At 57.2% G+C, this 24,277-nt stretch carries 24 protein-coding genes; 12 read left to right on the top strand and 12 right to left on the bottom strand.

All coding sequences use genetic code 11. The features are described 5' to 3' along the window. Positions 1–294 precede the first annotated feature (294 nt). Positions 295–585 (top strand): hypothetical protein, encoded by a 291-nt coding sequence (locus C5Y96_RS01215; RefSeq protein ID WP_105349728.1) that lies wholly within the window; start codon positions 295–297, stop codon positions 583–585. 75 nt (positions 586–660) lie between these two features. Here the strand turns inward: C5Y96_RS01215 and C5Y96_RS01210 are convergent, their stop codons facing one another. Next, complete coding sequence (locus tag C5Y96_RS01210) at positions 661–1,992, bottom strand: dihydroorotase (protein WP_105349727.1); 1,332 nt, start codon at positions 1,990–1,992, stop codon at positions 661–663. A gap of 464 nt (positions 1,993–2,456) precedes the next feature. Here C5Y96_RS01210 and ccsA point away from each other — a divergent pair, with 464 nt between their 5' ends. Together ccsA and hemA are read left to right on the top strand one after the other, a co-directional pair. Continuing rightward, positions 2,457–3,353 carry a cytochrome c biogenesis protein CcsA gene (gene ccsA, locus C5Y96_RS01205; RefSeq protein ID WP_105349726.1) on the top strand — a complete coding sequence of 299 codons (897 nt, stop codon included), beginning with the start codon at positions 2,457–2,459 and terminating at the stop codon, positions 3,351–3,353. After that, positions 3,350–4,624, top strand: coding sequence for a glutamyl-tRNA reductase (hemA, locus tag C5Y96_RS01200; protein WP_105349725.1), 1,275 nt, complete (start codon positions 3,350–3,352; stop codon positions 4,622–4,624). The genes ccsA and hemA overlap by 4 nt, the downstream gene beginning before the upstream one ends. 88 nt (positions 4,625–4,712) lie before the next feature. Here the strand turns inward: hemA and C5Y96_RS01195 are convergent, their stop codons facing one another. From C5Y96_RS01195 to C5Y96_RS01185, 3 genes are all read right to left on the bottom strand, one after another. Beyond that, positions 4,713–5,222: a hypothetical protein gene (locus C5Y96_RS01195; RefSeq protein WP_105349724.1), complete on the bottom strand. Its 510-nt coding sequence runs from the start codon at positions 5,220–5,222 to the stop codon at positions 4,713–4,715. 122 nt (positions 5,223–5,344) lie between these two features. After that, a complete protein-coding gene (locus C5Y96_RS01190) occupies positions 5,345–6,418 on the bottom strand; it encodes a DUF932 domain-containing protein (protein WP_105349723.1) in 1,074 nt (357 codons plus the stop codon). A 115-nt stretch (positions 6,419–6,533) separates the two neighbouring features. Continuing rightward, complete coding sequence (locus C5Y96_RS01185; protein ID WP_233198699.1) at positions 6,534–7,748, bottom strand: DEAD/DEAH box helicase; 1,215 nt, start codon at positions 7,746–7,748, stop codon at positions 6,534–6,536. Positions 7,749–8,031: 283 nt separating this feature from the next. Between C5Y96_RS01185 and C5Y96_RS01180 the strand changes: the two genes are divergently transcribed. Beyond that, complete coding sequence (locus C5Y96_RS01180; RefSeq protein ID WP_105349722.1) at positions 8,032–8,820, top strand: hypothetical protein; 789 nt, start codon at positions 8,032–8,034, stop codon at positions 8,818–8,820. A gap of 2 nt (positions 8,821–8,822) precedes the next feature. Here C5Y96_RS01180 and C5Y96_RS01175 read toward each other — a convergent pair whose 3' ends face one another. Then, the gene (locus C5Y96_RS01175; RefSeq protein WP_105349721.1) at positions 8,823–9,236 is read right to left on the bottom strand and encodes a YraN family protein; all 414 of its coding nucleotides are present in this window, start codon (positions 9,234–9,236) and stop codon (positions 8,823–8,825) included. A 12-nt stretch (positions 9,237–9,248) separates the two neighbouring features. Next, positions 9,249–10,841, bottom strand: a complete 1,593-nt coding sequence (locus C5Y96_RS01170) for an amidase (protein ID WP_105349720.1) — start codon at positions 10,839–10,841, stop codon at positions 9,249–9,251. Positions 10,842–10,931: 90 nt separating this feature from the next. On the opposite strand from C5Y96_RS01170, the gene C5Y96_RS01165 reads away from it, so the two are divergent. Then, a complete protein-coding gene (locus C5Y96_RS01165) occupies positions 10,932–11,522 on the top strand; it encodes a DUF6940 family protein (protein WP_105349719.1) in 591 nt (196 codons plus the stop codon). 59 nt (positions 11,523–11,581) lie between these two features. After that, positions 11,582–12,019, top strand: coding sequence for a hypothetical protein (locus C5Y96_RS01160; RefSeq protein WP_146115470.1), 438 nt, complete (start codon positions 11,582–11,584; stop codon positions 12,017–12,019). A gap of 12 nt (positions 12,020–12,031) precedes the next feature. Here the strand turns inward: C5Y96_RS01160 and C5Y96_RS01155 are convergent, their stop codons facing one another. From C5Y96_RS01155 to ehuB, 5 genes are read right to left on the bottom strand one after another with little or no spacing between them, the layout of a single operon-like run. Then, positions 12,032–12,655 (bottom strand): MarC family protein, encoded by a 624-nt coding sequence (locus C5Y96_RS01155; RefSeq protein ID WP_105349717.1) that lies wholly within the window; start codon positions 12,653–12,655, stop codon positions 12,032–12,034. An 8-nt stretch (positions 12,656–12,663) separates the two neighbouring features. After that, the gene (gene ehuA / locus C5Y96_RS01150) at positions 12,664–13,443 is read right to left on the bottom strand and encodes an ectoine/hydroxyectoine ABC transporter ATP-binding protein EhuA (RefSeq protein ID WP_105349716.1); all 780 of its coding nucleotides are present in this window, start codon (positions 13,441–13,443) and stop codon (positions 12,664–12,666) included. After that, on the bottom strand, positions 13,440–14,099 hold the full coding sequence (gene ehuD / locus C5Y96_RS01145; RefSeq protein ID WP_105349715.1) for an ectoine/hydroxyectoine ABC transporter permease subunit EhuD: 660 nt from the start codon (positions 14,097–14,099) through the stop codon (positions 13,440–13,442). Before ehuD ends, ehuA begins: the two co-directional genes overlap by 4 nt. A 2-nt stretch (positions 14,100–14,101) precedes the next feature. Further along, positions 14,102–14,776 (bottom strand): ectoine/hydroxyectoine ABC transporter permease subunit EhuC, encoded by a 675-nt coding sequence (gene ehuC, locus C5Y96_RS01140; protein WP_105349714.1) that lies wholly within the window; start codon positions 14,774–14,776, stop codon positions 14,102–14,104. Next, positions 14,773–15,678, bottom strand: coding sequence for an ectoine/hydroxyectoine ABC transporter substrate-binding protein EhuB (ehuB, locus tag C5Y96_RS01135; protein ID WP_105349713.1), 906 nt, complete (start codon positions 15,676–15,678; stop codon positions 14,773–14,775). Before ehuB ends, ehuC begins: the two co-directional genes overlap by 4 nt. Before the next feature lie 243 nt (positions 15,679–15,921). On the opposite strand from ehuB, the gene ectA reads away from it, so the two are divergent. From ectA to C5Y96_RS01120, 3 genes are all read left to right on the top strand, one after another. Beyond that, positions 15,922–16,416 (top strand): diaminobutyrate acetyltransferase, encoded by a 495-nt coding sequence (ectA, locus tag C5Y96_RS01130; protein WP_105349712.1) that lies wholly within the window; start codon positions 15,922–15,924, stop codon positions 16,414–16,416. Beyond that, a complete protein-coding gene (gene ectB, locus C5Y96_RS01125) occupies positions 16,413–17,693 on the top strand; it encodes a diaminobutyrate--2-oxoglutarate transaminase (RefSeq protein WP_105349711.1) in 1,281 nt (426 codons plus the stop codon). The genes ectA and ectB overlap by 4 nt, the downstream gene beginning before the upstream one ends. 218 nt (positions 17,694–17,911) lie before the next feature. After that, a complete protein-coding gene (locus C5Y96_RS01120; RefSeq protein ID WP_105349710.1) occupies positions 17,912–18,298 on the top strand; it encodes an ectoine synthase in 387 nt (128 codons plus the stop codon). Positions 18,299–18,303: 5 nt separating this feature from the next. Here the strand turns inward: C5Y96_RS01120 and C5Y96_RS01115 are convergent, their stop codons facing one another. Continuing rightward, positions 18,304–18,816 (bottom strand): MarR family winged helix-turn-helix transcriptional regulator, encoded by a 513-nt coding sequence (locus C5Y96_RS01115; protein ID WP_146115469.1) that lies wholly within the window; start codon positions 18,814–18,816, stop codon positions 18,304–18,306. A gap of 203 nt (positions 18,817–19,019) precedes the next feature. On the opposite strand from C5Y96_RS01115, the gene C5Y96_RS01110 reads away from it, so the two are divergent. The 3 genes from C5Y96_RS01110 to C5Y96_RS01100 all read left to right on the top strand — a co-directional run bounded on the left by C5Y96_RS01110 (position 19,020) and on the right by C5Y96_RS01100 (position 24,267). Next, complete coding sequence (locus C5Y96_RS01110) at positions 19,020–19,607, top strand: TetR/AcrR family transcriptional regulator (RefSeq protein WP_105349708.1); 588 nt, start codon at positions 19,020–19,022, stop codon at positions 19,605–19,607. Between the two features lie 76 nt (positions 19,608–19,683). Continuing rightward, positions 19,684–20,838, top strand: coding sequence for an efflux RND transporter periplasmic adaptor subunit (locus C5Y96_RS01105; RefSeq protein ID WP_158261031.1), 1,155 nt, complete (start codon positions 19,684–19,686; stop codon positions 20,836–20,838). Between the two features lie 51 nt (positions 20,839–20,889). After that, entirely contained in the window at positions 20,890–24,267 is a 3,378-nt protein-coding gene (locus C5Y96_RS01100; protein ID WP_105349706.1) for an efflux RND transporter permease subunit, read from the top strand. Positions 24,268–24,277: the final 10 nt, after the last annotated feature.

Here is a 24,277-nt window from a genome sequence, read left to right as displayed (position 1 = left end):
ATGCGCACGGTAACTTTACGCGGCGCGAGGAATCGTTCAACAACCTGCGTCCCCAACCAGTGGATGTCGACGCGATCCTTACGCGAACCCCAGTCGCGCAAGAGTCGCCACCCAACAAGAAAACCCCACACCCTAACCCTCTCCCCGCAGGGGCGAGGGGACCGGAGCGTGCCGACACGGCTGCACGTTCGTCCAAGATTCCCAAGTGCACGACGAATGAAAGGAGGCAGACGCGGTGTTCCCGTCTTACCAGGGACGTCCAGATGTCCCAAACAGGCAATGCGAATCTCCCCCATGGAAGAAAACCCTTTCCGATCCGATCCCGAGATCGCCCCCGTGGATCAACCCAATTGCCAGCACAAAGACTACCTGGCCCACGCGATTCAAATGGTAGTGGCTGTGTTATTGGGGCTGATCTGCGTCGCGAGTATCGTCACTTCCACATTGACGATCGCAGGCACGCTGATTTGCGTATTCGTCACCCTGTTGATGTTCGTCGTTGCGGTACGGCACTATCAGATGTATCGTCAGGGACGCGAGCAGTACCGAGCGAATCATCCGTACGAAGATACAGATCACCACTAACGAAAAAAGCCAGGGCGGCTAACCCTGGCTTAGTATGTTCGCTTCGTGGCGACTGGTATTGGTTGTCGAGGTCGTTTACTCGATCCCTGCCCAGTAGCCACCGCGGCTGTGGTCGAACATGGCTTCGACGCCCATGCGCGATTCGTCGAACTTGCCGTCGCGGTAAACTTCCTTGCCGCAGACCCAGGTTCGCACAGGCCAGCCGGTGACTTCGCGGCCTTCGAAGGGGGTCCAGCGACATTTGGTTTCCATGCTTGGGCCGTGGATGACCTGGGTTTTGTTCATGTCGATCAGCACCAGGTCGGCGTCGTAGCCTACTTCGATGCGACCCTTTTCCAGGATGTCCCACACCAGGGCCGGGCCTTCGCACATCCAATGCACGACGTCCTCCATGGTGCACTTGTCCTTGGCGACCATGTCCAACATCAGCGGCAGGGCCGTGTCGACGCCGGGGACACCACTGGGCGTTTCGGGATAGCGGCCGCACTTCTCTTCCCACGTGTGTGGGGCGTGGTCGGTCGCGACGATCTGGATCTTGTCGTCCAGAAGTGCCTGGAAGAGTGCTTCGTTGTCTTCCTGCGTTTTGAGGGACGGATTCATCTGGGCCAGCGTGCCCAGGTTCAGGTAATCATCCACATTGAGGAACAAGTGATGCGGAGTGACTTCGGCGGTGATCACGTCGGCGTGATCTTCGAAGATATCGACCGAGGCACCAGCACTCACGTGGCAGATGTGCAACCGGTGTTTGTACTCACGAGCCAACGCACAGGCTCGCTTGATGGAAGCGACTTCCGCTTCGACGCTGCGGATCTTGGAGTGGTCGACCACGTTGCGCGTGCCGGCCAGTTCCTGCTTCATCTTTTCGATGATCGTTTCGTCTTCGGCATGTACGGCGATCGGCAGCTTGGTTTCGGCGAAGATCGCTTCCAGCAGGCCGGGGTCGGTCAGGGCCATGTCGCCGGTGCTGCTACCCATGTAGATCTTGATGCCAGGCGTGCGGGTCGCCTTCTTCAGTTCTTCCATGTTCTGCAGCGTGGCACCGACGAAGAACCCGTAGTTCACGATGCTTTTGTTGGCTGCCAGGGTGAGCTTCTCTTCCAGAAGCTTCTGCGAAATGGTGGCCGGATTGGTGTTGGGCATTTCCAGGAAGGTAGTAATACCCCCCTTAGCACACGCACGGCTGCCACTGCGAAGGTCTTCCTTGGCGGTCAGGCCAGGATCGCGCATGTGAACGTGGGCATCGATCACGCCGGGGATCAGCGTCATGCCGTAAGCGTAGACGGTCTCGTCGACTTTCACCGATTCAGCCGGATCGATATCGGCGATTTGAGCTCCATCGATCAAGACAGACGTCTTTTGAGGTCCGTCGGGCAGTATTACGGTGGCGTTCTTAATCAGCGTTTTCATTCAATATCCTGCGGTCGAAAACGATTGGGCCGACGTCAAAGTAGGGGTGGCCGAGTGCGAAAGAACCGGTCGGCGTGTGAGCGTCGGGCGCGAGATTGTCTGGGCTACGGCCTTGGTTCTGGGGTGCTCAGTAGATCCCCCAAGCCAGAACGTAAACGACTACTATAAGATGTTTCGCCCCCTCATGAAAGCGGTGTCAATGCGGACAAAACCGAGATCCAGGCCACTTAAGTGCGCGGGAAACCGCACAAACCCTGTTTCTTGGCCTGCTAGGCCGTGTACCACGCTCTGGGGGAGTAACCTTTTCGGGCCCGCGCATCTAGAATAAGTGAGTCGACTTTACCCACCTTCGCAGGAAGCCGCCGGAAGAATCCTTCTTCGGATCATGCTGGCGGTGAGCCTGACCGATCCCAATTACCAGAAACGCAACCCCTTCCCCCCACGAAGGTTCAGTTAGAACGGTCATGCTGTCTGGGATAACCCTGCTTTGTTTTGCTTCCTGCTATGCGATAACGCTGGGGCTGGAGGTTGCGCGAATCTGGGTTCGAGCACGCTCCCGAGCCGTTATTTCGCTAGGGTTTGCCGTTCTGGGGATTATTACCCACACGCTCTACCTGATTGGCGAACAGCAAGGGGTCATTCAACCGGGGCCGATATCGTCGTGGCACCAGTGGTGCTTGATGGCGGCCTGGGTGTTGATGTCGCTGTTTGTGATCGCCGCGTTCGCCCAGCCAGGGACCTCGCTCGGATTGTTCCTGCTGCCGATGGTGTTACTGCTGATCGGTGTGGCCTACTTGATGGACCAGGTCGCCCCCTTTGGTGCCAGCACGGCGGCGGAAACCTGGGGCGTGATCCACGGGACGGCGCTCTTGGCCGGGACGGTCGTCGTGATGCTGGGATTCGTGACTGGGGTCATGTATCTCATTCAGTCGTATCGCCTGAAACATAAAATGCTGACCAGCGAAGGGTTCAAGCTGCCGAGTCTCGAATGGTTGGAAACAACCAATCGCCGGGCCCTGGTCATTTCAACCTGCTTGCTTGCTGGCGGCATGTTCGCTGGTATCTTGCTGAAGCTTAGCCATAACAGCTTCCCTTGGACCGATCCGGTGATCTGGAGTTCGGCGATCCTGTTTTTGTGGCTCGTCGCGGCGATGATCTTCGAACTGATCTATCGTCCGGCTCGACGTGGGCAGAAGGTGGCCTACCTGACGATGGCCAACTTTTTGTTCCTGATGATCGTGTTGGCGCTCATCCTGTTCGGACCGTCGCAGCATGCCCGCAACCTGGAACACCCCGGAACCGACGAGAGCACCAGCCAACTTCAACTGCCCGCTACCCAGCCCAGGAGCATCATCCAATGAAGCTCCACATGATTGGCTGTAGCCACCACAACGCGAAGGTCGAAGTCCGCGAGCGGCTGGCCTTCACCCCAGAGCAAGCCCGGCAGGCGATGTTGCTTTTGCGCGAGAACTTCCCCGATACCGAATCGGTGATTCTCTCGACCTGCAATCGGACCGAGTTCTACACGGCTTCGGTCGATCCGACCCGGTTCCCCAGTCACCACGAGATGGTCGACTTCCTGGCCCAGTTTCATCAACTGAAGTCGGAAGAGATCTTCGACAACGTCCTGGAACGGACCGGCGAAGATGTCGTGCGGCACCTGTTCACCGTGGCGGCCAGCTTAGACAGCATGGTCGTCGGCGAAGCCCAGATCCTGTCGCAGGTCAAACAGGCCTACGAAATGGCAACCGATGCCGACTGTGCCGGCACGCTCACCCATAGCGTGTTTCAAGCCGCCATCCACGTCGCCAAACGCGTTCACAACGAAACGAACATCCACCAGAAGCGGGTCAGCATTCCCAGCGTCGCCGTGGGTGAATTCGCCTCGAGCATCTTCGATCGCTTCGACGACAAGAAGGTGCTGATCATCGGGGCAGGCGAGATGGGGGAAGAGACCCTCAATTACCTGCGTGACATGGGCGTGCGCGACTTCACCGTCGTGAACCGCAACCTCGAACGCGGCCAGAAACTGGCCGAAGCGTTCAATGCCGAGGCGTTCCCGTGGTCGGAACTCACTCGGCAACTCGTGCGGGCCGACGTCGTCGTCAGCACGACCGGGGCCACTGAGCCAATCATCACCTACGAGCAGTTCCAGGAAGTGGAAGCGAAGCGTTATCAAAAGGCGCTGTTCATCTTGGACCTGGCCATCCCGCGCGACTTCGATCCCAAGATCGGCGATTGTGTCGGGGTGTATCTCTTCTCGATCGACGACCTGCAGAAAGCGTGCGAGAAGAACCGCAAGGCCCGCGAGTTGGAATGGCCCAAGGCCGAAAGGATTGTCGAAAAGGAAACGGCCAAGTTCATGGCCGACCTGCACCACCGCGCCACCGGCCCCACGATCAAACGCTTGAAGCAGGCCGCCGACGAACTGAAGCAGGACGAACTGAAACGCCTGCTGAACAAGATGGAAGGTCTCGATCCGAAGCTACAAAAAGAGATCGAACGTTCCTTCGACCGGTTGGTGAACAAGCTGCTTCATCCACCCCTGGAATCACTCCGCGATGACATCGAAAGCGGTGCCCAAGGAGGGCTTCTTGATGCCCTCAAGCGATTGTTCCGGCTCTACGACTAGTTCGTCACACGCATTTCAAAACGCTCAGTAACAGCTCATCGTAGCCGTAAGACTCTTAAGGCCTGGAAGGGCGACCGAAACGAACCAATCAAAACGTGGCTAAGTAGGCCATCAGTCCTGCCGCAAAGGTCGTGATCGCAAAAAGATCGAAGAGCTTAAGATTCTTCGCGGGTTCGGGCGTTCTTTCGGACAAGGGAGCATTCAGCAATTCCGTCTGCCAGCGATAGGTTAACACAACGGTACAGGCATAGATGAGTGCCATGCCGGCGATTCCCAAAATCCATCGCTGCTCGACATCGTCTTGCGGTCCCGCCTTTTGAAGCAGGAGGAGCAGAGCGATGGTTGCGATAACGATGATTACCAGCATCACAATTGCCAGCGAAGCAAACCAACGAGAACAGCGAAACACGGCAACGTATTGAGCGAATGCCAACGTGCCAAAGACCGTAAGAAGTACAAGTCCGATCTGATTGGTAACGGGATCAGAGTACGATTGCGCTTCAATTCCCCAACCGATAGGCACAACACAACTGCCTATCACGATGATGGCAAAGCCAGCGAGAACGGAAGAAGGGTGGGGAGGGAAGTTGTTGGTCATTCCGTTTCATTGTATGGGCGTGTCGAGGAACCAGCATTCTGCCAAATAGCTCCCTCCAACGCAAAAGCGGGCCGAACAAGTTCGGCCCGCCTTCGGGGTCACGGAGGAGAAACGGAATTGGATCAGTTCATTAAGGCGGCTGACGATTTCTCGTCGGTCACGAAGAAATCGGCGAACTCGGTTCCTTCGCCAGCGGTACCTTCCATGTCGTATTCGTCGGAAATGAGACTGCCGATGTAGGCTTGCAGCGTGCGCGAGGCCGCTTCATCGGCGTGGTGGGTGGCGACTTCGCTGGCGAAGTTGACCAGGTCGTACACGCGGCACTTGGCCGGCAGCACCCGCAGGCGTTTTTCGCTGAGGGCATCCAGGTTGGTGAGCCCGTATAGTTGGTTCATGCGGCCGGTCAGGCGGTGGAAGTCGGTCAGTACGTTGGGACGATCGAACGACTTCGAGCGGTCCCACTTGAACAGCAGCTTGTACAGCTTGTTGCATTCGTTCAGCGAAGCCCACGATGTTTGCGAGCTTTCAAACCGCTGCCGCAGTCCGGCGTACCCTTCGCCGTTATCGTAGCTTTCCAAGGCACGCGAGATGCAGTGGCCGATGTCCTTGCCCAGGCTAATGTCGCTACGAAACGCGCGGCTGTAGCCGATCGCTCCGTTGCTGCACAGCATCCGCAAAAACGAAAGGTAGATCTTCGGTTGGCTGAAACCATCGATCGGCGTTTCCATCACAAAGCGATGTTTGAAGCGGTCGCCGCCGATTTCAAAATCGCAGTCGCCGCTACGGGGGCGATGCGTGCTGGTGATGACTCCTTCGGTGTACTTGATGTCCTTGCCGTCGTATTGATCCAACAGTCCGCGAACTTCCTCGTGCGTGATCACCGGTCGTTTCGGGTTACTGACCGAAAGCAATCGCGGCCCTTTCGCTCCGCCCCGTTCCAGGCAAAAACGAACCGCATCGTTGGGGGATTTCTCGGAGATCCGCTGAAAGACTTCGCCATGATCGAAGTAGCGGAAGACACTTTCCGAAAAGCCGAACCGCATGAACATCGACTTCCAGAATCGTTTGGTCGGGCGAAGCTTCTCGCCGAATAGTTCGATGCCGGTCACATCGACGCGGCCTGACTTGAGGTCTCGCTCGGCCTGGACACGAAAATCAGAAACGCGAGCATGTCCGTATTCAAAATTCCATCGCATGATTAGTACTCCGGATAAGTTTGAGTTCTTTGGGTTCAGTGAGAATAGGAATCTGGTCCCCTCTCCCCTGAGGGGAGAGGGTTAGGGTGAGGGGCTACCTCTTGGCGAGTGACCGTTAGAACCGGTTTCGCCGCTGTTCCCACATCGGCCGAGTCTCTTTCAAGGCGGCGACGAGCTTCGGCAAGCGTACCTGGGTGCCGGCGATCAGCCGTCGCGATCGCTGGCTGATCGCTTCGATCTGGCGGTTCATCTTGAGGCTATTCCACTGATCGCCGGCCCACACGTACTGCTCGTTGGCCGCGGCCGTTTTCAGAATCGGATGCGGCGTTTGTTGACACTGAACGACTTGTTTGAAAGCGTGGCTCGCATGCTTTCGGAAGACTCGCCCGCACATCTGAATGGTGCAGGCCTTGCTCGAAGGACGACAGAACACCGTCTTGAGGTCAGGGCAGTCGAACCCTTCGGTCAAGATGTTCATGTTGATCAGCACCTGGAGCTTGCCGGAGATGAACTCGGCCAACTGCCGATCTCGGTCACTCTTGGCAGTGACGATTTCGCTGCGAATGCCGCGGAGCGTAAGCTCTTCCTGGCATTCGACACATTGATCGTGGCGGTGGAAGAAGACGATGGACTTCCCCCACCGCTGGATGTCCGACGCATAAGTTTCAGCGACGGATCCCGGGGTATATTCAGGGATGGTGTAGTGGTGGTACTCGCTGAGGTAACCATCTTGAATCAATTGATGGATGCCTGCGTCGCGAATGACATGATCGAAGCACAGCTTCACGCGATCGCCGCGGAATGGGGTGGCGGTCAGGCCCAAGATGTACTGCGGGCGTATGGTGCAGTGCAGGTTGGCCATGCTCATCGCGGCGTCGTGCTGGGCTTCGTCGACGATCAGCATGTCGACTTTCGGAGGATCTTTATCGAACATCGAGATCAGTTCCAGCTTCACATCGAAGCCGCGAGCGATGTTCTCGGCCTGGGCTTGCGAGAGCAGATTGCGTCGCATCGAAACCCAGCCGATCGACAGACCGAAGTGCTTTTGCATCCACTGGGCGATTGCCAGGCCCATGACCGTCTTCCCGCTGCCCGTGGGACTTTCGATCAGGACCGAGGCGCTCGACCCCGCGAATTCGTCAAACGGATCCGCGTTTGCACTTAGCAGAGCTTGAATTGCTTTCGTCGCGATGCGTACCTGGTACGGACGCGGCTGAGCATCGACACCCTCGAACAAGTCTTCCAGCACGGCCAGCTCCGCAAAAGCGGCCTTCGTTTCGGTCGACTCTTCCATCCATTCACCCAGTTCCAGGCCAAATCCCAAAGCCATGATAGACCTCTCCATATCTCAGAAACGTGATGTTCTTTGTGTCGTGTGCAGCACGGTGGAAAACCTTTCCCATCCGCGACACACGTACTATCGAGTAGGCCGATGACACGTTGGGTCATCTGAATTTGCGGGGCAAAAAGTTTTTGAAAGAATTTGCCAGGATGTAGCGTAAGGTGTTGATTGCATGTAGGTTACGTCTTTGGCAGGTTTTGCTTGGATGGGAAGCTTGCTGGCTTCTGTATACTGAAGCGGACTTAAAACCAGGACTTAATCGGACAGCAATATGCGTAATCTGTTGGTGTGGCTACCCTTGCTGATGCTCTGCCCCGGCCTGGCCTTTGGGCAAAAGGTCGATCCGGCCCAGGCTTCCCCCAAAGCGGTCGTTCAGGCGACCTTCAAGGCGCTCTACGATTCCGACTTCGACCGGATCATCGCCCTAACCGATCCGAAGTCGAAAGAGGCGTACTCGAAGTTTCTGATGGAGCTTTTTGAGGGCAATCCGCAAGACCCGATGGTCGTGCAACTCAAAGAACAACTGCGTCCGATCGATACCAAAGAGGAAGTCAGTCAGGCCGGTCCCGATGGGGTGCTCAAGCAGAAGTATGAAAACACCTACCGGGGAATTACCAAAGAACAACTTCGTAAAAGCTCGCCAGAGTTGGATATCCTGGGTGTGATTGTGGAGTCAGCCGAATGTGCTCACGTGATTACTCGCTCGGTTTCGCTGCACGTGATTGAAGAGACTTGCCACAAGAGTAATGGAAAGTGGTACATGGTATTGGACGAAGGATTGCCGCGTTTGTGGCGTCGTTCGAAAGCGATTCATGAAAAGCATATTCCTGACATTGAAGACATCGTCTCCGAGTTCCAATCGGCCAAAGTCCTAGGTTATGTTCCCGATGGCAACGATCACGTACATGCCCTGTGCCGTGTTCAAGTCAAAGTCGCAGGAATCACTTTCGAGGATTTGATCCTGCATCCGGTCTATAAAGGGGAACTAGCCTGGGATCACCTCGACGACAAAGACCAGACCGAACTGATCGCGGCGCTGCGCGAACGTTGGGGGATTTAGCGTTACGAAAACATTTGAAACTGCCCGGTCGGTTCGAAGGCGTTTTCGATATGGTTGATCGTGGGCTTCGCTTGATCGCCTGGCCAGACGATTGCGATGACATCGAAGCGGGCGGCGCAGTTGCCTAGTAGATCGTGCCGTCGCATGTACGCTAAGGCCGCGCGGGTGAGGCGTTCTTGCTTCTCGGTGTTGACCGCCTGGGTGGGTGTTCCCTTTTCGTCGCCGGCCCTGGTTTTGACTTCGACGAAGACGACCGTTCGCTGGTGGACCGCGATGATATCGATTTCCCCCAGCCGCGTCCGATCTTGCCGGGCCACGATCGTGTAGCCTTGGCGGCGAAGGTAACGGCAGGCCAGCGACTCGCCCCGCTGGCCGAGCGACTTGGGTTTCCAGAAGCTGCGAATCCAAGTCAACATGATGTGCCCTCGCTAATCGTTACCGAACTTGGGAAGGTGCGAGATAGCAGGGAAATCGGGCAGCGTGCGGTAATGCGATTCGAGTGCTTCCATCACACTAAGTACCTGGTCTTCACGCCAGAAGCGTCCGGCGACTTGCACGCCGACCGGTAACCCGGCACTGCCGCGTTCGATCTTCGCGGCCATTTGCTCGCTGGCATCGAGATTGCCGCTTCGATCAGAGGTTTCCTCCGCGCGAACGCGTGTCGCCGGAACGTTTCCGCACGGAACACCCAAGAGGTTCATCACGACGCTGTAGCTGGCCGCCGGCATCATATCGACGGCGCTGTCTGGTAGCAGAGCAGGGGTCGCGTGCGTGGGACACAGGACGGCATCGACGCCTGCGTTGTCCCAGGACTGGAAGACTTCGCGAACCTGACAAGCGGCCTGGTAGGTAATCTGCCACAGCGAATTGGCCGAACGAGGCCCCGATGCCTGAAAGAGAGCCGACATTTTGCGTTTGCCAAACGGAGCGAGCACCAGCATGGCGATCAAGGGACGCAGCCAACGGGGTAGTGCGGCCAGGCGAACCAGGCGGGCGATTTCCGGATCGAGCCTGCTTCCCTTCAGCATGCGACGAAAATCGCGGCCACCATCGGCGCTGGCAATCGCGAAGTACGATTTCAGCAGGTCGAGTGTCTTGGGTGGTTCGAGCGTGACGATCGTGGCACCACGCGCGGTCAGGCCTTCGATCCCTTCTGCGATCGCACGTTTCACGGCAGGGCAGGGAGGGAAGAAACCATCGTCGGCATAGACGCCAATGCGGAGTGAGCTGATGTCGGTCGAGGCCTGCGGGTCGAAGCCGAGCGGGGCAACTTCGGGGTCGCTCCACTTCATGTTGGCTTGTTGCCGGGCGAGTACCTGCATGGCCAGCCGCAGGTCGGCCACGTGCCGTGCCATAGGCCCTGGCTGGTATTCAAGCCACGCCATCCCGCGAAGGTTCTCGACTGCTCCGCTGCGTAGCAGTCGCCGCGAGGTGGGCTTCAGTCCGGCGATGCCGCAGAAGTGACTTGGCAGGCGAATGCTTCCTCCCAGGTCGCTTCCCAGGCCGAGGGCCGTTCCGCCAGCGGCCAGAATCGCGGCCTCGCCGCCGCTGCTTCCGCCGACGCTACGCTCCAGGTTCCAAGGGTTGTTGGTGGTGCCGAAGACCGGGTTACGTGTCTCGTGGATGATCATCATCTGCGGGACGTTGGTCATCCCCAGGACAATGCCGCCAGCTTCACGCAGCCGAGCGACATGGATGCCATCGTGGGTGTGCTGAACCGCAGGTGTCGTCATCCCCAGCGTGCTCTTGCCGCCGGCGACGAGGAAACATTCTTTGATCGATATCGGCACACCCCGCAGCGGCTGGTTGGCATGCAGGGAGGGATCGTCGTCCAGTCGCTTGGCCGTGGCGGTGGCCTGGTCGAAGAACGTTTCGGTCAGCGCGTTGATGTGCGGATTGACCGTATTGATACGATCGATATGGGCCGCGATCACCTCCACCGCCGAGACCTCGCGCGACGCGATGAGGTGAGCCAGTTGAGCGGCACCGTGCTGCCAGAGCTTGGGGGATGTTCGTTGCATGGTGTGATTCTAGCCGAAGGATTCCTCTTCGTGTCTGGGATAATCTAAAATGCCAACGATGGGCTGGAAAGATTCACGCGAGGAATAGCGATGTGCCAATTTCAAATTCAGCAGCTGAACGAGCGACGCGGACTGCATGTGCAGATTGAAGCGGCAGGCACGCGATTGACGTTTCAGGAAGTGGCTCAGCGGTGGCAGGCCGATCCGCATTTCTGCCAGCAGTTCAATCAGACGCTGGCCGATGCCCCGTACGTCGCGTTTCGCTGGGAGTTGCCGGGGCTGGTCGAAGGGAGTTTTACCCAGCCGTTCGAGTGCGTGGTGGCCGAGAGCCTGGAACTGCGTCAAACGGCGAAGTCGTCGGCGTTTGACGAGCACTTTACCGGCGAACAGCAGGTCGTCACGTTCCCGAACCTACGCGGCGATGCGATTTTGGTGGTACCGGAACCGTTGGCAGAAAACGATGCGTACCCGCACCTGGCCGCGTTCGTTCGTCATGCTTCGTCAGGGCAGCAATGCTTACTTTGGCAGGCCGTGGGAACGACCTGGGAGAAGCGAATCAGCGCGAAGCCAGTCTGGCTCAGCACGGCCGGGGCCGGTGTGCCGTGGCTGCATGTGCGACTGGATGATCGGCCGAAGTATTATTCGTATGGGCCGTATCGGGACGTTCGGGCAAGTCGTTAGTAAGTGGGAAGTGAGTTACTTCGAGTCGCAACTTTTGTTGTTTGAGGATCTGCTGATCAATGCCAATATCACAGAATACGACATTTGCCGGGCCCGAAGCGGAGTCGAAGGGACAGCGGATTCGAGGCCGTTCGATCGCACGGTTGTTAGCGGCAGACTTCCGCGAAACGGGATTGGAAGTGTCGGAATTAGAATGCTGGCGCGATGCAGGGTGGATTTTTACCGTCCGGTCCGATACTTCCACCTTGGAAGTCATCGTCCTGGCGGATCACGTCGACGAGAGTCGGTGGATATTGCAAATCTCACCGAGCTATCGGCCTGGTTTCCTGACGCGATGGTTCGGTCGTACCGCGTCGGCGACCCCCCAGAAAGTGTTCCAGGCAGCGGTTCGATGTCATGAGACGTTGGCGACGCATGGCTATCTTGAGTTTCAATGGTGCTGGGACGATTTTGCCCAAGGTGAGCAATGCTCGCCTGAGCCCCCGCGACCAGCTTGAGGCGAATGGACGCTAACTTGCCCCGGTCTCCAGCCACTGCCCCAGGCCGTTGAGGATCATATCAACGGCGATCGTGCCGGTGAGCAGGGCCATGATGCGGCCGATCGTGTCGAGATAGCGTTCCATGATCGCTTCGTGACGCTTGCGGATCATGTCGTGGATCCACTTCAGGATGATGATCGAGACGACGCACACAAACACCGAGAAGGCAATCGCCCCGGCTGCTTCCGGGATGCTGACTTTCGCACCGGTGACGATCGACGCGCTGATGGTGCCAGGCCCCAGCATGAAGGGTAATGCCGTCCCTTCCGCCCCGTGTGGTTTATCGCCGCGCAGCGATTTGAGGGCCGTGCTGCCGTTCATCACCAGACGAATCGAAACCAGCAAAAAGACAATCCCACCAAACAGCAGGAACGATTCGTAACGGACTTTGAAGATCGTGGTGAAGATCGTGTCACCGACGACCGCGAAGCCGAAGTAGATGGCCGCGCTGATCAGGCCGGCTTGAATCATCATCCGCGCAAAGCCGCGGGTATCGAGCCCCTGAATCAGGTCCAACAGGTAGATGCATAACAGGAAGGGATTCAGCAGAACCAACAGTAACGTCGTGGAATCGATCAGTGCTTGGCTAGGCATCGTGGGGCTTAGGCTTCTAGTACGGTCTTGAGAAATTCTTGCGTGCGCTGCTGCTTCGGCTGGGTGAAGATCTCGCTAGGGGGACCTTCTTCCAGGATGACGCCTCCGTCGAAGAACAGCACGCGGTCGGCGATCTCGCGGGCAAAGTTCATCTCGTGCGTGACCAGCAGCATCGTCATGTCCGATTTTTCGGCCAGTTGACGCAGCACGTTCAGTACTTCATGCACCAGTTCCGGGTCGAGGGCCGAGGTGACTTCGTCAAACAGCATGATCTCGGGCTGCATGGCCAGGGCCCTGGCGATTGCAACACGCTGTTTTTGCCCGCCAGAAAGCTGCGCCGGGTAGGCATCGGCCTTGGCGTCCATGCCGACCATTTTCAGTAGGTTCATGGCCGTTTCGTCCGCAACATTGCCTGAGACGTTATTCACCAGCTTCGGTGCCAGAGTCAGGTTCTGACGTACCGAGAGATGCGGAAACAGAAAGAAGTGCTGAAAGACCATCCCCAGCTTCGCACGCATCTGGTGTAGGTGCGCTTCGTCCGCTTTCTTCTCGTGGCCGTTGACTTGCATTGTCCAGACGGACTCGCCATCGACCAGCACGCTTCCGCCGTTGGGGGCCTCCAGCGTCATGAGAATGCGCAGCAGGGTGCTTTTGCCAGAGCCACTGGGGCCGATAATCGCGATCTTCTCGCCTGACTGAATGTCGACGTTCAGGCCCCGCAGCACCTGGTTGGGGCCGTACGTCTTTTGCAGATTCCGAACTTGGAGCTGGGGTGTGGTTTCACTCATGAAGTCATTGCCGCGGTGCGCCGGCGTAACCATTCAACCGACAGGCCAGCCAACAGGCTGAGCAGGATAAACAGTACACCCACGATCGTCAGGGGTTCGAGGTATCGGTAATGTTCGTTGCCGAAGATCTTCGCTTCGTTCAAGATTTCCAGAACGGTGATCGTTGACAGGAGCGGAGCTTCCTTGAGCATCGCAATCAGGTAGTTCCCCAGGTTCGGCAGAATGGGGGGAATGGCCTGGGGAAGGATCACGTAGCGATACGTTTGGTACGGAGTCAGGTTGAGCGCCTTGGCGGCGTTCCATTGGCCACGGGCAACGGCGTCGAGCCCTGCCCGATAGACCTCGGCCGTGTAGCAGCTGTAATGGACGCCGAGAACCAGAATACCGGTCATCAGCGGCGAGAAGCCTCGCCCAACGATATCGATCATCACGTAGTACACGAAGAACAACTGCACCAGCAGCGGCGTACTGCGGACAAACTCGACCACGCCCCACGCCGGCCAACTGATAACGTGCGACTTCGATCGCCGCATCACGGCCCATAGCAGCCCGAGCAGCAATGCCAGGATCATACCGCCAGCGACGGCTTCAAGCGTAACGACCAGGCCGCTAACAATATCGGGCATCACTTGCCAGACGACTTCCCACTTCCACATGGTTAGTTCCCTCCTCCATAGTCGCGGCCTTGGGAATAACGATGCTCGAGCACGCGGAAGACCGCGGTAATGGTCATCGATAGCAGGAAGTAGATCACCAACAGCAGCCCGAAGATTTCCAGCGATCGATGCGTATCATCGCGCAGAAACTTCCCTTGCAGGGTGAGGTCGGTGACGGTGATCGTCGAGACCAGGGCCGTCCCTTTCAGCAGTTCGATCATCAGATTGCCAAACGGGGGAATCATGCTCAGGATCGCTTGCGGAAAGATGACGTAGCGCATCGTTTGCCAGCGGTTGAGGTTTAGCGCTGCGGCGGCCTGGTACTGCCCTTTGGGAACCGCATCGAGACTGGCCCTTACGACTTCCGCTCCGTAGGCTCCGACATTCGCGCCCAGCACCAGGATGCCGGTAGTGATGGCATCGAGGCGGATGTTCGTCAGTTCCGGCATCGCGAAATAGAACCAGTACAACAGGATCAGCGCACTGGCCCCGCGAAAGACGGTGATATAGATGGCGCTCAGCCAGCGCAAAATCGGATCAGTCGATTTGCTCCATACACCAAACAGCACCGACAGAACGATCGCCACCGCGCAGCCGCCCAGCGTGATGAAGAGGGTGATCCAGAGCCCTTGCAGGAGGAAGGGTAGGAGATCGAAAGGAGGGGGAAGGTTGCTCACGGTGCTTTCGACAATTCCTTTGCGGTCATGTTGCCTGGCAGGGTCGACTGGTCGAACCCGAATCTCTTGACCAGTTGCAAATGTTCTGGCGAGCCAATGAACTGGGCGAGTTCTTCGTCGAACCGCTCGCGAAGCGCGACGTCTTCCTGGCGAAAGCCGAACGCACCGTAACCGCGAATCGATTGACCATCAATGACCGGATCGTGAAAGTCTGTTGCCTTTTCGATTTCGTCGCTGGCCTGCTTCTGCAGCAGATCGTTGACCGTCAGGTCGGTTGCGGCGACGGCATCGATCTGACCTCCTTTGAGCCCCAGGATCGCGCTGTTGTAGTCGGAGAAGACGAGCACCTGTCTGTCATCGACCCCCATGTCGCGGGCATAACCTTGCTCGACGCTGCCCCCCATGACGCCGAGCTTGGCGTTGGGATTGTCGCGCACGTCTTCATATCCGTGGAGTTCGAGCGGGTTGCCGGCCTTCACAATGAACGATTCGCCGATCGCATAGGAAGGATTCGAAAAGGAGATCTCTTGGGCCCTGGTCGGGGTGATGTACATGCCAGCCGCGATGATATCGAACCTTTTCGCTTTCAGGCCTGGGATAAGCGAACCAAAGTCAGCCACAATGGGTTCGACGTGCTCGACACCCATTCGCTTCAGAATTGCTTTCGCGATTTCGGGGGCCTCGCCGGTTACTTTTCCGGAAGAGGTATCGAGGTAGCCGTAGGGGGCTTCGTTGGCGAATCCAATGCGGACGGTCCCGGCCTTTTGAATCCGCGCTAAGGTCGCGTCAGCACTGGTATTAGCGTGATTAGCCTGCCAAAAGATTGCGCCCAGGCATGCTGACAGTATTAGCAGTGCTAATACACCGGTTAACGAAATCTCCGACTTTTTTTCATCGAACATTAGTTCGTGTGTTTCGTAACTATTGATAAGTAAGTAGGTTGCGTCTTGCGTAGGTTGTCCGTGAAAACAATGGTTTGCACGTTGAACTTCAAGGCGTGATGTGCTAAATTCTAAAGCTAATTAGTTGCAGCAGCAACCATTGCTGCAGTAATTTTCGCGAATCCGAGAGGCCGGGTAATCCCTGAGGTTGTGTTGATTTCAGGGACGCGAGTGAGAGGATTTAAGAGGAGGTGATCAGGCCGGATGAACATCCGGAAACCCCGCGTCGAAGATGGCGCGCAGCTTCGTAGATTGGTGGCAGGCAGCGAAGAGATCGATGACAACTCGTGTTATCTCTATCTGCTGTTGTGCCAGGATTTCGCCGACACGTGTATCGTGGCGGAAGTCGATGGATCGATAGTTGGCTTTGTGACCGGTTACACCCCACCGACGCGGCCGACTTCCTTATTTGTATGGCAGGTGGTAGTCGCACCGGAAGCGAGACGCCAGGGTTTAGCCAAGCGAATGCTAGAAGCACTGATTGCTCAATTTCCTGGTGAGAAGCTCGAGTGGGTCGAGGCGACGATTACGCCTGACAACCAGCCATCTCGCCGACTCTTTGATGCCCTGGCACGTTCTATGCATACGGAAATCGCGTTTACGCCGTATTTCCTTGCCGAGCACTTCGGAACCTTTGCCCATGACCCGGAAGAACTTTGTCGGGTCGGCCCCATTGGCCCCAACCGAAAGAGATCATGAATATTATCGACCGAATGGAATCAAACGTCCGTAGTTACTGCCGCTCGTTCCCCGTGACGTTCAAGACGGCGAAAGATCACTTGATCATTGATGAACGCGGCAAGGCGTACATCGACTTCTTCGCCGGAGCGGGCTCGTTGAACTACGGCCATAACAACGAAACATTGAAGAACGCGCTGATCGAATACATCTCAGGCGATGGCATTACGCACGCGCTAGATATGACGACGGTTGCCAAGAAACGCCTGTTGCAATCGATGCAGGACGTTCTGTTCGCCCCGCGTGGGATGGAATACAAGGTGATGTTCCCTGGCCCCACGGGGACCAACGCCGTGGAAAGCGCCTTGAAACTGGCGCGAAAGGTGACCGGACGACGCAACGTTATCTCGTTCACCAACGGTTTTCACGGCATGACGCTTGGTGCGCTGGCGATCACGGGCAACAGCGGTAAACGCGCCGGTGCCGGTGTCTCGCTGCACGATACGACCCACATGCCGTTCTGCGATTACTTCGACGCCGAAACCGATACGATCGCGATGATTGAGAATTACCTGGAAGACAATTCCAGCGGGATCGACAAGCCGGCGGCGTTCATTCTGGAAACGGTTCAGGCCGAAGGGGGCGTCAACGTCGCTTCCAAGGAATGGCTACGACGGATTGCCGAACTGGCCAAGGCTTCCGGTGCCCTATTGATCTTGGACGATATTCAGGTCGGCTGCGGTCGTACGGGCCCGTTCTTCAGCTTTGAATTCGCCGACATCGAGCCCGATATTATCTGCTTGTCGAAGTCGTTCTCGGGTTACGGTCTGCCGTTGTCGGTGGCGCTGATGAAGCCTGAGTTCGATGCCTTCAAACCAGGCGAGCATAATGGTACGTTCCGCGGCCATAACCCGGCCTTCGTCACAGCGGCAACGGCCATTGAAACCTACTGGCGAGACGATCGGTTGTCGAAGGAAGTGCACGACAAGGCCCGCATCATCAAAGATGCGTTCCTGGAGATGGCCGACCGCTACGATGGCAGCGTCCGTGGCCGCGGTATGATTCAAGGGATCGAATTTCCCGATCGCAGCCTGGCCGGCAAGATCTCGAAATCGGCGTTCAACCGCGGATTAATCGTGGAAACGGCAGGCCCCAACGACGAAGTGCTGAAGGTCCTTCCGCCCCTGACGATTGAGTTCGACGCGCTGAAAGAAGGCCTGCGGATCATCACCGAAGCGATCCACGAGAATCTGAAGTCGGAAGTCTCGACCAAGGCCGTCGTTTCGGCCAAATCGTAACCGACGCCGCACCATCGATTCCTCGGTGGTTCCTCCTTAAATGGGTGGTACACCGGAAGACAATAGCCGGGGGCCTCTGCCAGCGTAGAGTGCCCCCTGTTCTTTTTGGGCGGCCGAGAGGATCATGCTACTAGGAATTTCCCAGGCACTCTACGGCCTGGGGTGCCCATGGACGAGACCAACCAACATTCAACCCCACATAAACACAGGAGAAACAGATGATTGTACGTAGCCTGGAAGAGATCAAAGGGACCGATCGCGACGTCGATGGTGGCAACTGGGTTAGCCGCCGATTGCTGCTCGCTGGCGATAACATGGGCTTTTCGCTGCATGACACGATCTTGAAAGCAGGGACCACCACCCCGATTCACTACCAGAACCACCTGGAAGCCGTTTACTGCATTGAAGGGCATGTGACCGTCGAACTCGATCCGAGCGGCGAGAAGTACGAAATCAAACCAGGCACCGTCTACGCGTTGGACAAGCACGACAAGCACGTGCTGATCGCTCACGAGGATACCCGCGTGGTGTGTGTCTTCAATCCGGCCGTGACTGGCACCGAAGTCCACAACAAAGATGGGGTCTACCCAGTCGCGAACGATTAGTTGAATTAAGTCAGCCGAGGACGATCTTCGCGGGGTTCAAATTCCGCGGAGATCACCGGTTCGGCATCCAGGTCGGCGGCTTCCATCAGTTCGACCACTTGCTCCAGCGAGGTGACCAGGCCTCGTACTTCTTCTTCCTGTAGCGACATCAGCCGATTGACGAACTGCTCTTGCAAGGGTGTCGGAATGCCATCCAGCTTTTGCTTGCCGGTTTCAGTCAGATGAATCAGTACTCGGCGGCGGTCTGGGCTGTTGCGAACACGCTCGATGAGTTGTCCTCGCTCCATGCGTTCCAGGATGCGGGATACCGTCGCAGCGGCGAGACCGACGCGACTAGAAACCTGGGCCGCGGTCACTTCATCCTTTTCCTGGGACAGGTCACGAATGGCTCGCAGGCAAAGCAGCTGAGGAAGGGTCAGGCCCGAGTTCCGGGCCAACGATCGAGAGTACTGGGAAGTCTTCAGAATGACCCGACGAATGGCCCGCAACATTCGTTCAACTAGGTCGGTTTCTTCCATCAGCAGAAGCAATCGCAGGTGAGTTTCTATTGCGAAGTAAGGTTTCGCTTCAATCTAGCCCTGAAGGGTACATGTGTCGATACCGCGGTTTGATCGATGGGGATCCTCTTGAATGGTAGGGGCGATAATCTTTGCTTGACGCTACTAGACGACTGGTCTAATATTAGCAGGGCACCCCCGAAATGGACGACAGGTAATTGGTTGTGGGCAACGAAACAAAAAGCGAAATCATCGAGGCAGGCCGCAAGGCGATGATTGCCAAGAGTTATAACGGAGTCGGGTTGAACGAGATTCTGACTGACGCCGGGGTACCCAAAGGCTCGTTCTACCACTTCTTCAAATCGAAAGAAGAATTGGGAGTGGCAGTCATCGAGGCCTCGGTCAACGAGAACACCGAGAAACTTCGTCAAGCTTTAACCGATCCGAAGTTGAGCCCCCTCAGTAGGTTGGAGCAATACTTCATTTGGGCACGCGATGATATTAATTCCCGAGAATTGCGGCAGGAATGCTTGATTTGTAAGCTAGCTTTAGAATTGTCTTCTTTGAGCGAACCTTTGCGACTTGCGGTGCGTCAGGGGTGGGACCAGTGGCGGGTCATCATGACCGACTGCCTTCGCGAAGCCCAAGAGGCCGGAGAGATCGATCCGGCTCACGACCCAGGAGCATTGGCCGAGTTTATTGTCTACTCTTTCGAGGGGGCGATGATTCGCGTACAGGTAGATAATCACATCCGTCCGGTGAACCAGTTCCTGCATTTTGTCTTCCAAGTATTACTGAAGCGCCCGAACTGAAACGCGACACGTTCGCCAGGCATCACACATAGACGACCGGTCTACTATTTTGACAGCAGTGGAGATGGAGAAGGGTATGCGTATCATCCTGATGACGCTCGCCATGTTGGCGATGGGGGTTTCTCCTGCGTTGGCTCAGATGCCGCCGGCAGCCGTTCGCGCGGTGCCTGTGACGATGCAGACCGTCGAGCCGCATCATCGCTTTACCGGTAGTTTGAAAGCGGTTGCACGTGGGGCCGTGGCAGCCTTGGAAGATGGCCGCGTGCTGGAAGTCACGGTTCGCGAAGGAGCGACGGTCAAGAAGGATGACGTGATCGCACGCATCGATTCGCGTCGCCTGGAAGCTCAGAAGGGGGAACTCGAAGCGGCCCTGGGAACTGCCGAAGCGTTGATCGTTCAGCGTGAGGCAGAACTCCGTCAGGCCAATCTCGACATGGAACGCTCGGCCTCGTTGATTCGTAACAACGCAATCTCGAAACAGCAGCACGAACGCAGCGAAACGGAACTGACAATCGCTCAGGCCAAGCTCGATACCGACCGCCGCCGATTGGACGAGATACGACGCCAATTGGATCTGATTCAAGTGCGGCTCGATGACACCGAAGTTCGCGCACCGTACGACGGTCAGGTAATCATGCGTCACACCGAACCAGGCGAATGGATCAAAGCAGGCGAACCGTTTGTCACGCTGGTCTCGACCGGGCAGGTCGAAGCCTGGTTGGAGATTCCTGAACGCTATGCCGCGACCGTCTCGCAGTATGCCCAGAAGGTTGCCGTGCATATTGTGGGTACCGATCGCAAGTTCGTTTCGGCATCGGCTAAACGCGTGCACGAAGTCCATCCGCGAACGCGGACCTTTCAGTATGTGCTAACGCTCGATGCCCAGGATGCGATTCTCGCCCCGGGAATGTCGGTCGAAGCCTGGCTGCCGACCGGTCCGGCCGAGCCTTCGCTGACGGTGCCTAAGGATGCGATCATTCGCTCGACCGGGATGGCGTATGTCTTTAAAGCAGTCACTGCTGAGGGACAGACAACGGCGGTTCGCACATCGGTAACCGTGAAGTTTGAAACCGGCAGCCTGGCGGTTGTTGAGTCCCAGCAACTTGCCGCCGGAGACCTGGTGGTGATCGAAGGAAACGAGCGGCTCTTTCCTGGTACGCCGATCGCGGTGTCTGAGGAGCCTGCCGTGAATTCGACGACGGCCGTGAATCTGACGACCCAGCCTCGCTAATCCCGCGCGTGTGCCTTGGTGCTGTTACGAGAATACCTTTAGGACAATCCTATGAACTTCATCCAACTCGCGGTCAGACAGCCCATTACGGTCGCAGTGGGGGTGATCCTCAGCATCATGGCAGGCGTGCTCGCGTTCACTCGCATGCCGATCCGCATGACTCCCGAAGTAGAGTCGGTTGTCGTTTCTGTGATGACCTACTGGGAGAACGCTTCGGCTCAGGAAATCGAGTCGGACGTGATCGAAGAGCAGGAACAACGACTCGGCGACCTTTCCGGTCTCGTCTCGATGACCAGTATCAGCCAGCCGGGCTCGGGGCAAATCCGTCTGGAGTTCATGACCGGCACGAATATCGACGAAGCGATGGCCGAGGTCGATCAGAAGCTATCGGAAGTCTCAGGCTATCCTGCCGAGGTGGATCAACCGCAGGTCGAAGACTTCGACCCGGAGTCGGTCGACTACATTGCCTGGATCGGACTGGCCTCGACCGACCCGAACTTCGACGCAACAACGCTGTACGACTTCATGGAACGCCGTCTGCGTCCGCGGTTCGAGCGAATCCCTGGCGTGTCGCAGGTGGGTATTCGCGGTGCCCGCGAGAAGGAAGTGCAGATTCGTGTCGATCCGGTGGCGCTAGCTCAGCGTGGGATCACCTACCAGGAACTGGTCAACGCACTGCAGTACAACAACGGCAACTTCTCTGGGGGCAAGCTGCCGGAAGGGAAAAGCGACATTCGCGTGCGAAGCGTAGGACGCTTCCGCGATGCCCAGTGGGTTGAAAGCCTCGTGATTCGCCGCGAGCAGACCGGTCCGATCTATTTGCGTGACGTAGCAACGGTTGAAGTGGCCCATAAAGAAATGACCGAATGGGTGCGGGCCCGCGGCCAGACGATGCCGTTCTTCAGCTTCATGCTGGAAAGTGGCGGGAACCTGCTAGAGACGATGGATGGCATCAAGCAGGAACTCGATGAGTTGAATCAGCCTGGGGGTGTGCTCCAGCAAGAGGCCAAGCGACTGGGCGTGAACGGTACCTTCGAGTTGGTGCAAACGTACGACGCCACCACTTACGTCGTCGATGCGATTGCCCTGGTCGAAAGTAATATCTTGATGGGTAGCTTGCTGGCCGTTTTAACGCTGCTGCTGTTTCTAAGGTCATTACGGACGATTGGGATCATTGCGATCGCCATTCCGATTTCAACCGTGGTGGCCGTGGTGGTGATGGTGGCGCTGGGGCGTTCGATGAATATCATCTCGCTAGCCGGGATGGCGTTCGCCGTGGGGATGGTGGTCGATAATGCGATCGTGGTGATCGAGAACATCTTCCGCCACATCGAAATGGGCAAGTCGGCTACCAAGGCAGCGGTCGATGGCACGCAGGAAGTTTCCGGGGCGGTGCTCGCTTCGACCCTGACAACGCTGGTGGTGTTCTTTCCGATTCTGTTGATTGAAGAACAAGCGGGACAACTCTTTCGCGACATCGCTTTGGCGATTATGGCTGCGGTGGGAGTGAGCTTTATCGTCTCGACCACCGTGATTCCATCCGCTGCGGGGCAGTGGCTTAAGGCGAAGACGATTCAGCAGCATGCCCATGAATCGGCGGAGATGAAAAACCCCAACGCCAAGCCGAAAAGCTTCGGGGCCCGCGTCTGGCGGTTCCTTGTCGCGCTGACCGATGTTCCGGCGATGGTGGGCAACACGGTTTACGCTTTGATTGGCAGTTGGACGACTCGCCTGCTGGTGATCGGTGGGTTTGGTATCGCGACGATCGTGGGCATTTGGCTTTTGATCCCGCCGCTCGACTATCTGCCGACCGGCAATCGAAACATTGTTCTTGGGATGTTGCTTCCTCCGCCTGGATATAACGTCGAGCAGCTTTCCGAGATTGGTGCTCGCATGGAATCGAAAATCAAACCAGCCTGGGAAGCCGCCGGCGATAAGTTCGGTGCCGAGGCCGTGATTCGCGGTCACGAGTGGAACGGTGAAGACCTGCGCGAGCCCGTGCCGATGATGGGCACCGATATGACGGTGATGCCTCCTCCCCTGGATCACTACTTTCTGGTGGCCTGGGATGGCCGCGTGTTTCAAGTCGCTATCTCGAAGGATAAAGAAAAGGTGGTCGACGCATTGCCTCTGTTCACAGCGGCTGCGGGTGGCGATCAGGCACCAGGTGTGATCAACTTCGCGTTTCAAATGCCGTTGTTCCGCACCGGTGGCACGACGGGTTCGGCCATCAAGATCGACCTGGTAGGGGATGACCTCGATCGCGTTAGCAATGCGGCAGGGGCACTGCTAGGCACGCTGATGGAGAAGTATGGTCCGTATAGTGTCACGCCGGAACCGGTGAACTTCTCGCTACCGACGCCAGAAATTCGAATCACCCCGAATGATGAACGCCTGCAAGATGTGAATATGACACGACGCGATATTGGTCTGGCCGTGGCGGCAAATGGGGATGGGATTTTGCTGCCGCGGTCTTTTGATGTCGGTGGCGAACTGAAGGATCTGAAGATCGTCAACATCGAGGCCCTGGAAAGCGACCCGACCAATGCGATGTTCAATTCACCCATTGCCACGCCGAGTGGTTCGGTGGTTGATATCGAGAGTCTGGCCACGCCTGAGCGTGTGGAAGCCGCCGATCAAATCAAGCACGTCGACCGGCGACGAGCCGTGACGCTGCAGTTCACGCCTCCGCAAGGATTGCCACTGCAAGAGGCGATCAACCAGGTCGAACTGGCCGTTGTGGAACTACGCGAGGCTGGGGCGATCTCGCCGGATGTCGAAATGCAGATGGCAGGCTCGGCGGGTCAACTCGCGCAGATTCGTCAGGCACTCATGGGAGACGGAACGGTTGTCGGTACGCTGTTCAGTTCCCTCTTTCTGGCCTTGGTGATTGTGTACCTGCTGATGGTGGTGCTGTTCCAGAGTTGGAGCTACCCACTGGTGATCATGGTGAGCGTTCCGTTGGCGTTGCTGGGTGGTTTCGCCGGACTGGCCCTGGTGCATCAGTGGAGCGTGGCCGATCGCTATATGCCGATCCAGAACATGGACGTCCTTACGATCCTGGGCTTTGTGATCCTGGCTGGCGTGGTGGTGAACAATGCGATCTTGATCGTCTATCAAACGATCAACTTCCTGCAAGGCAGAAGCGAAGAAGGGGACGACGTGAGCGATCTGTCGCCGCGCGAAGCGATCGCCAAGAGCGTGGAAAGCCGCGTGCGACCGATTCTGATGAGCACGCTGACGTCGGTGGGCGGTATGTTGCCACTGGTGCTGATGCCAGGCTCTGGTAGCGAACTTTATCGCGGCCTCGGGGCGGTCGTGGTGGGAGGGCTGGTCGTATCGACCGTGTTCACCATGTTCCTCGTGCCGGTGCTGCTGAGCGTGCTGTTCGATATCTGGAAGCCGCAGCAAGTCGAGATGGACGTGTAACGTCTTGCTC

Source organism: Blastopirellula marina, assembly GCF_002967715.1.
Lineage (GTDB): Bacteria > Planctomycetota > Planctomycetia > Pirellulales > Pirellulaceae > Bremerella > Bremerella marina_B.
Note: the sequence above shows the minus strand (reverse complement) of the source record. Positions and strands in the feature narration are given on the sequence as shown.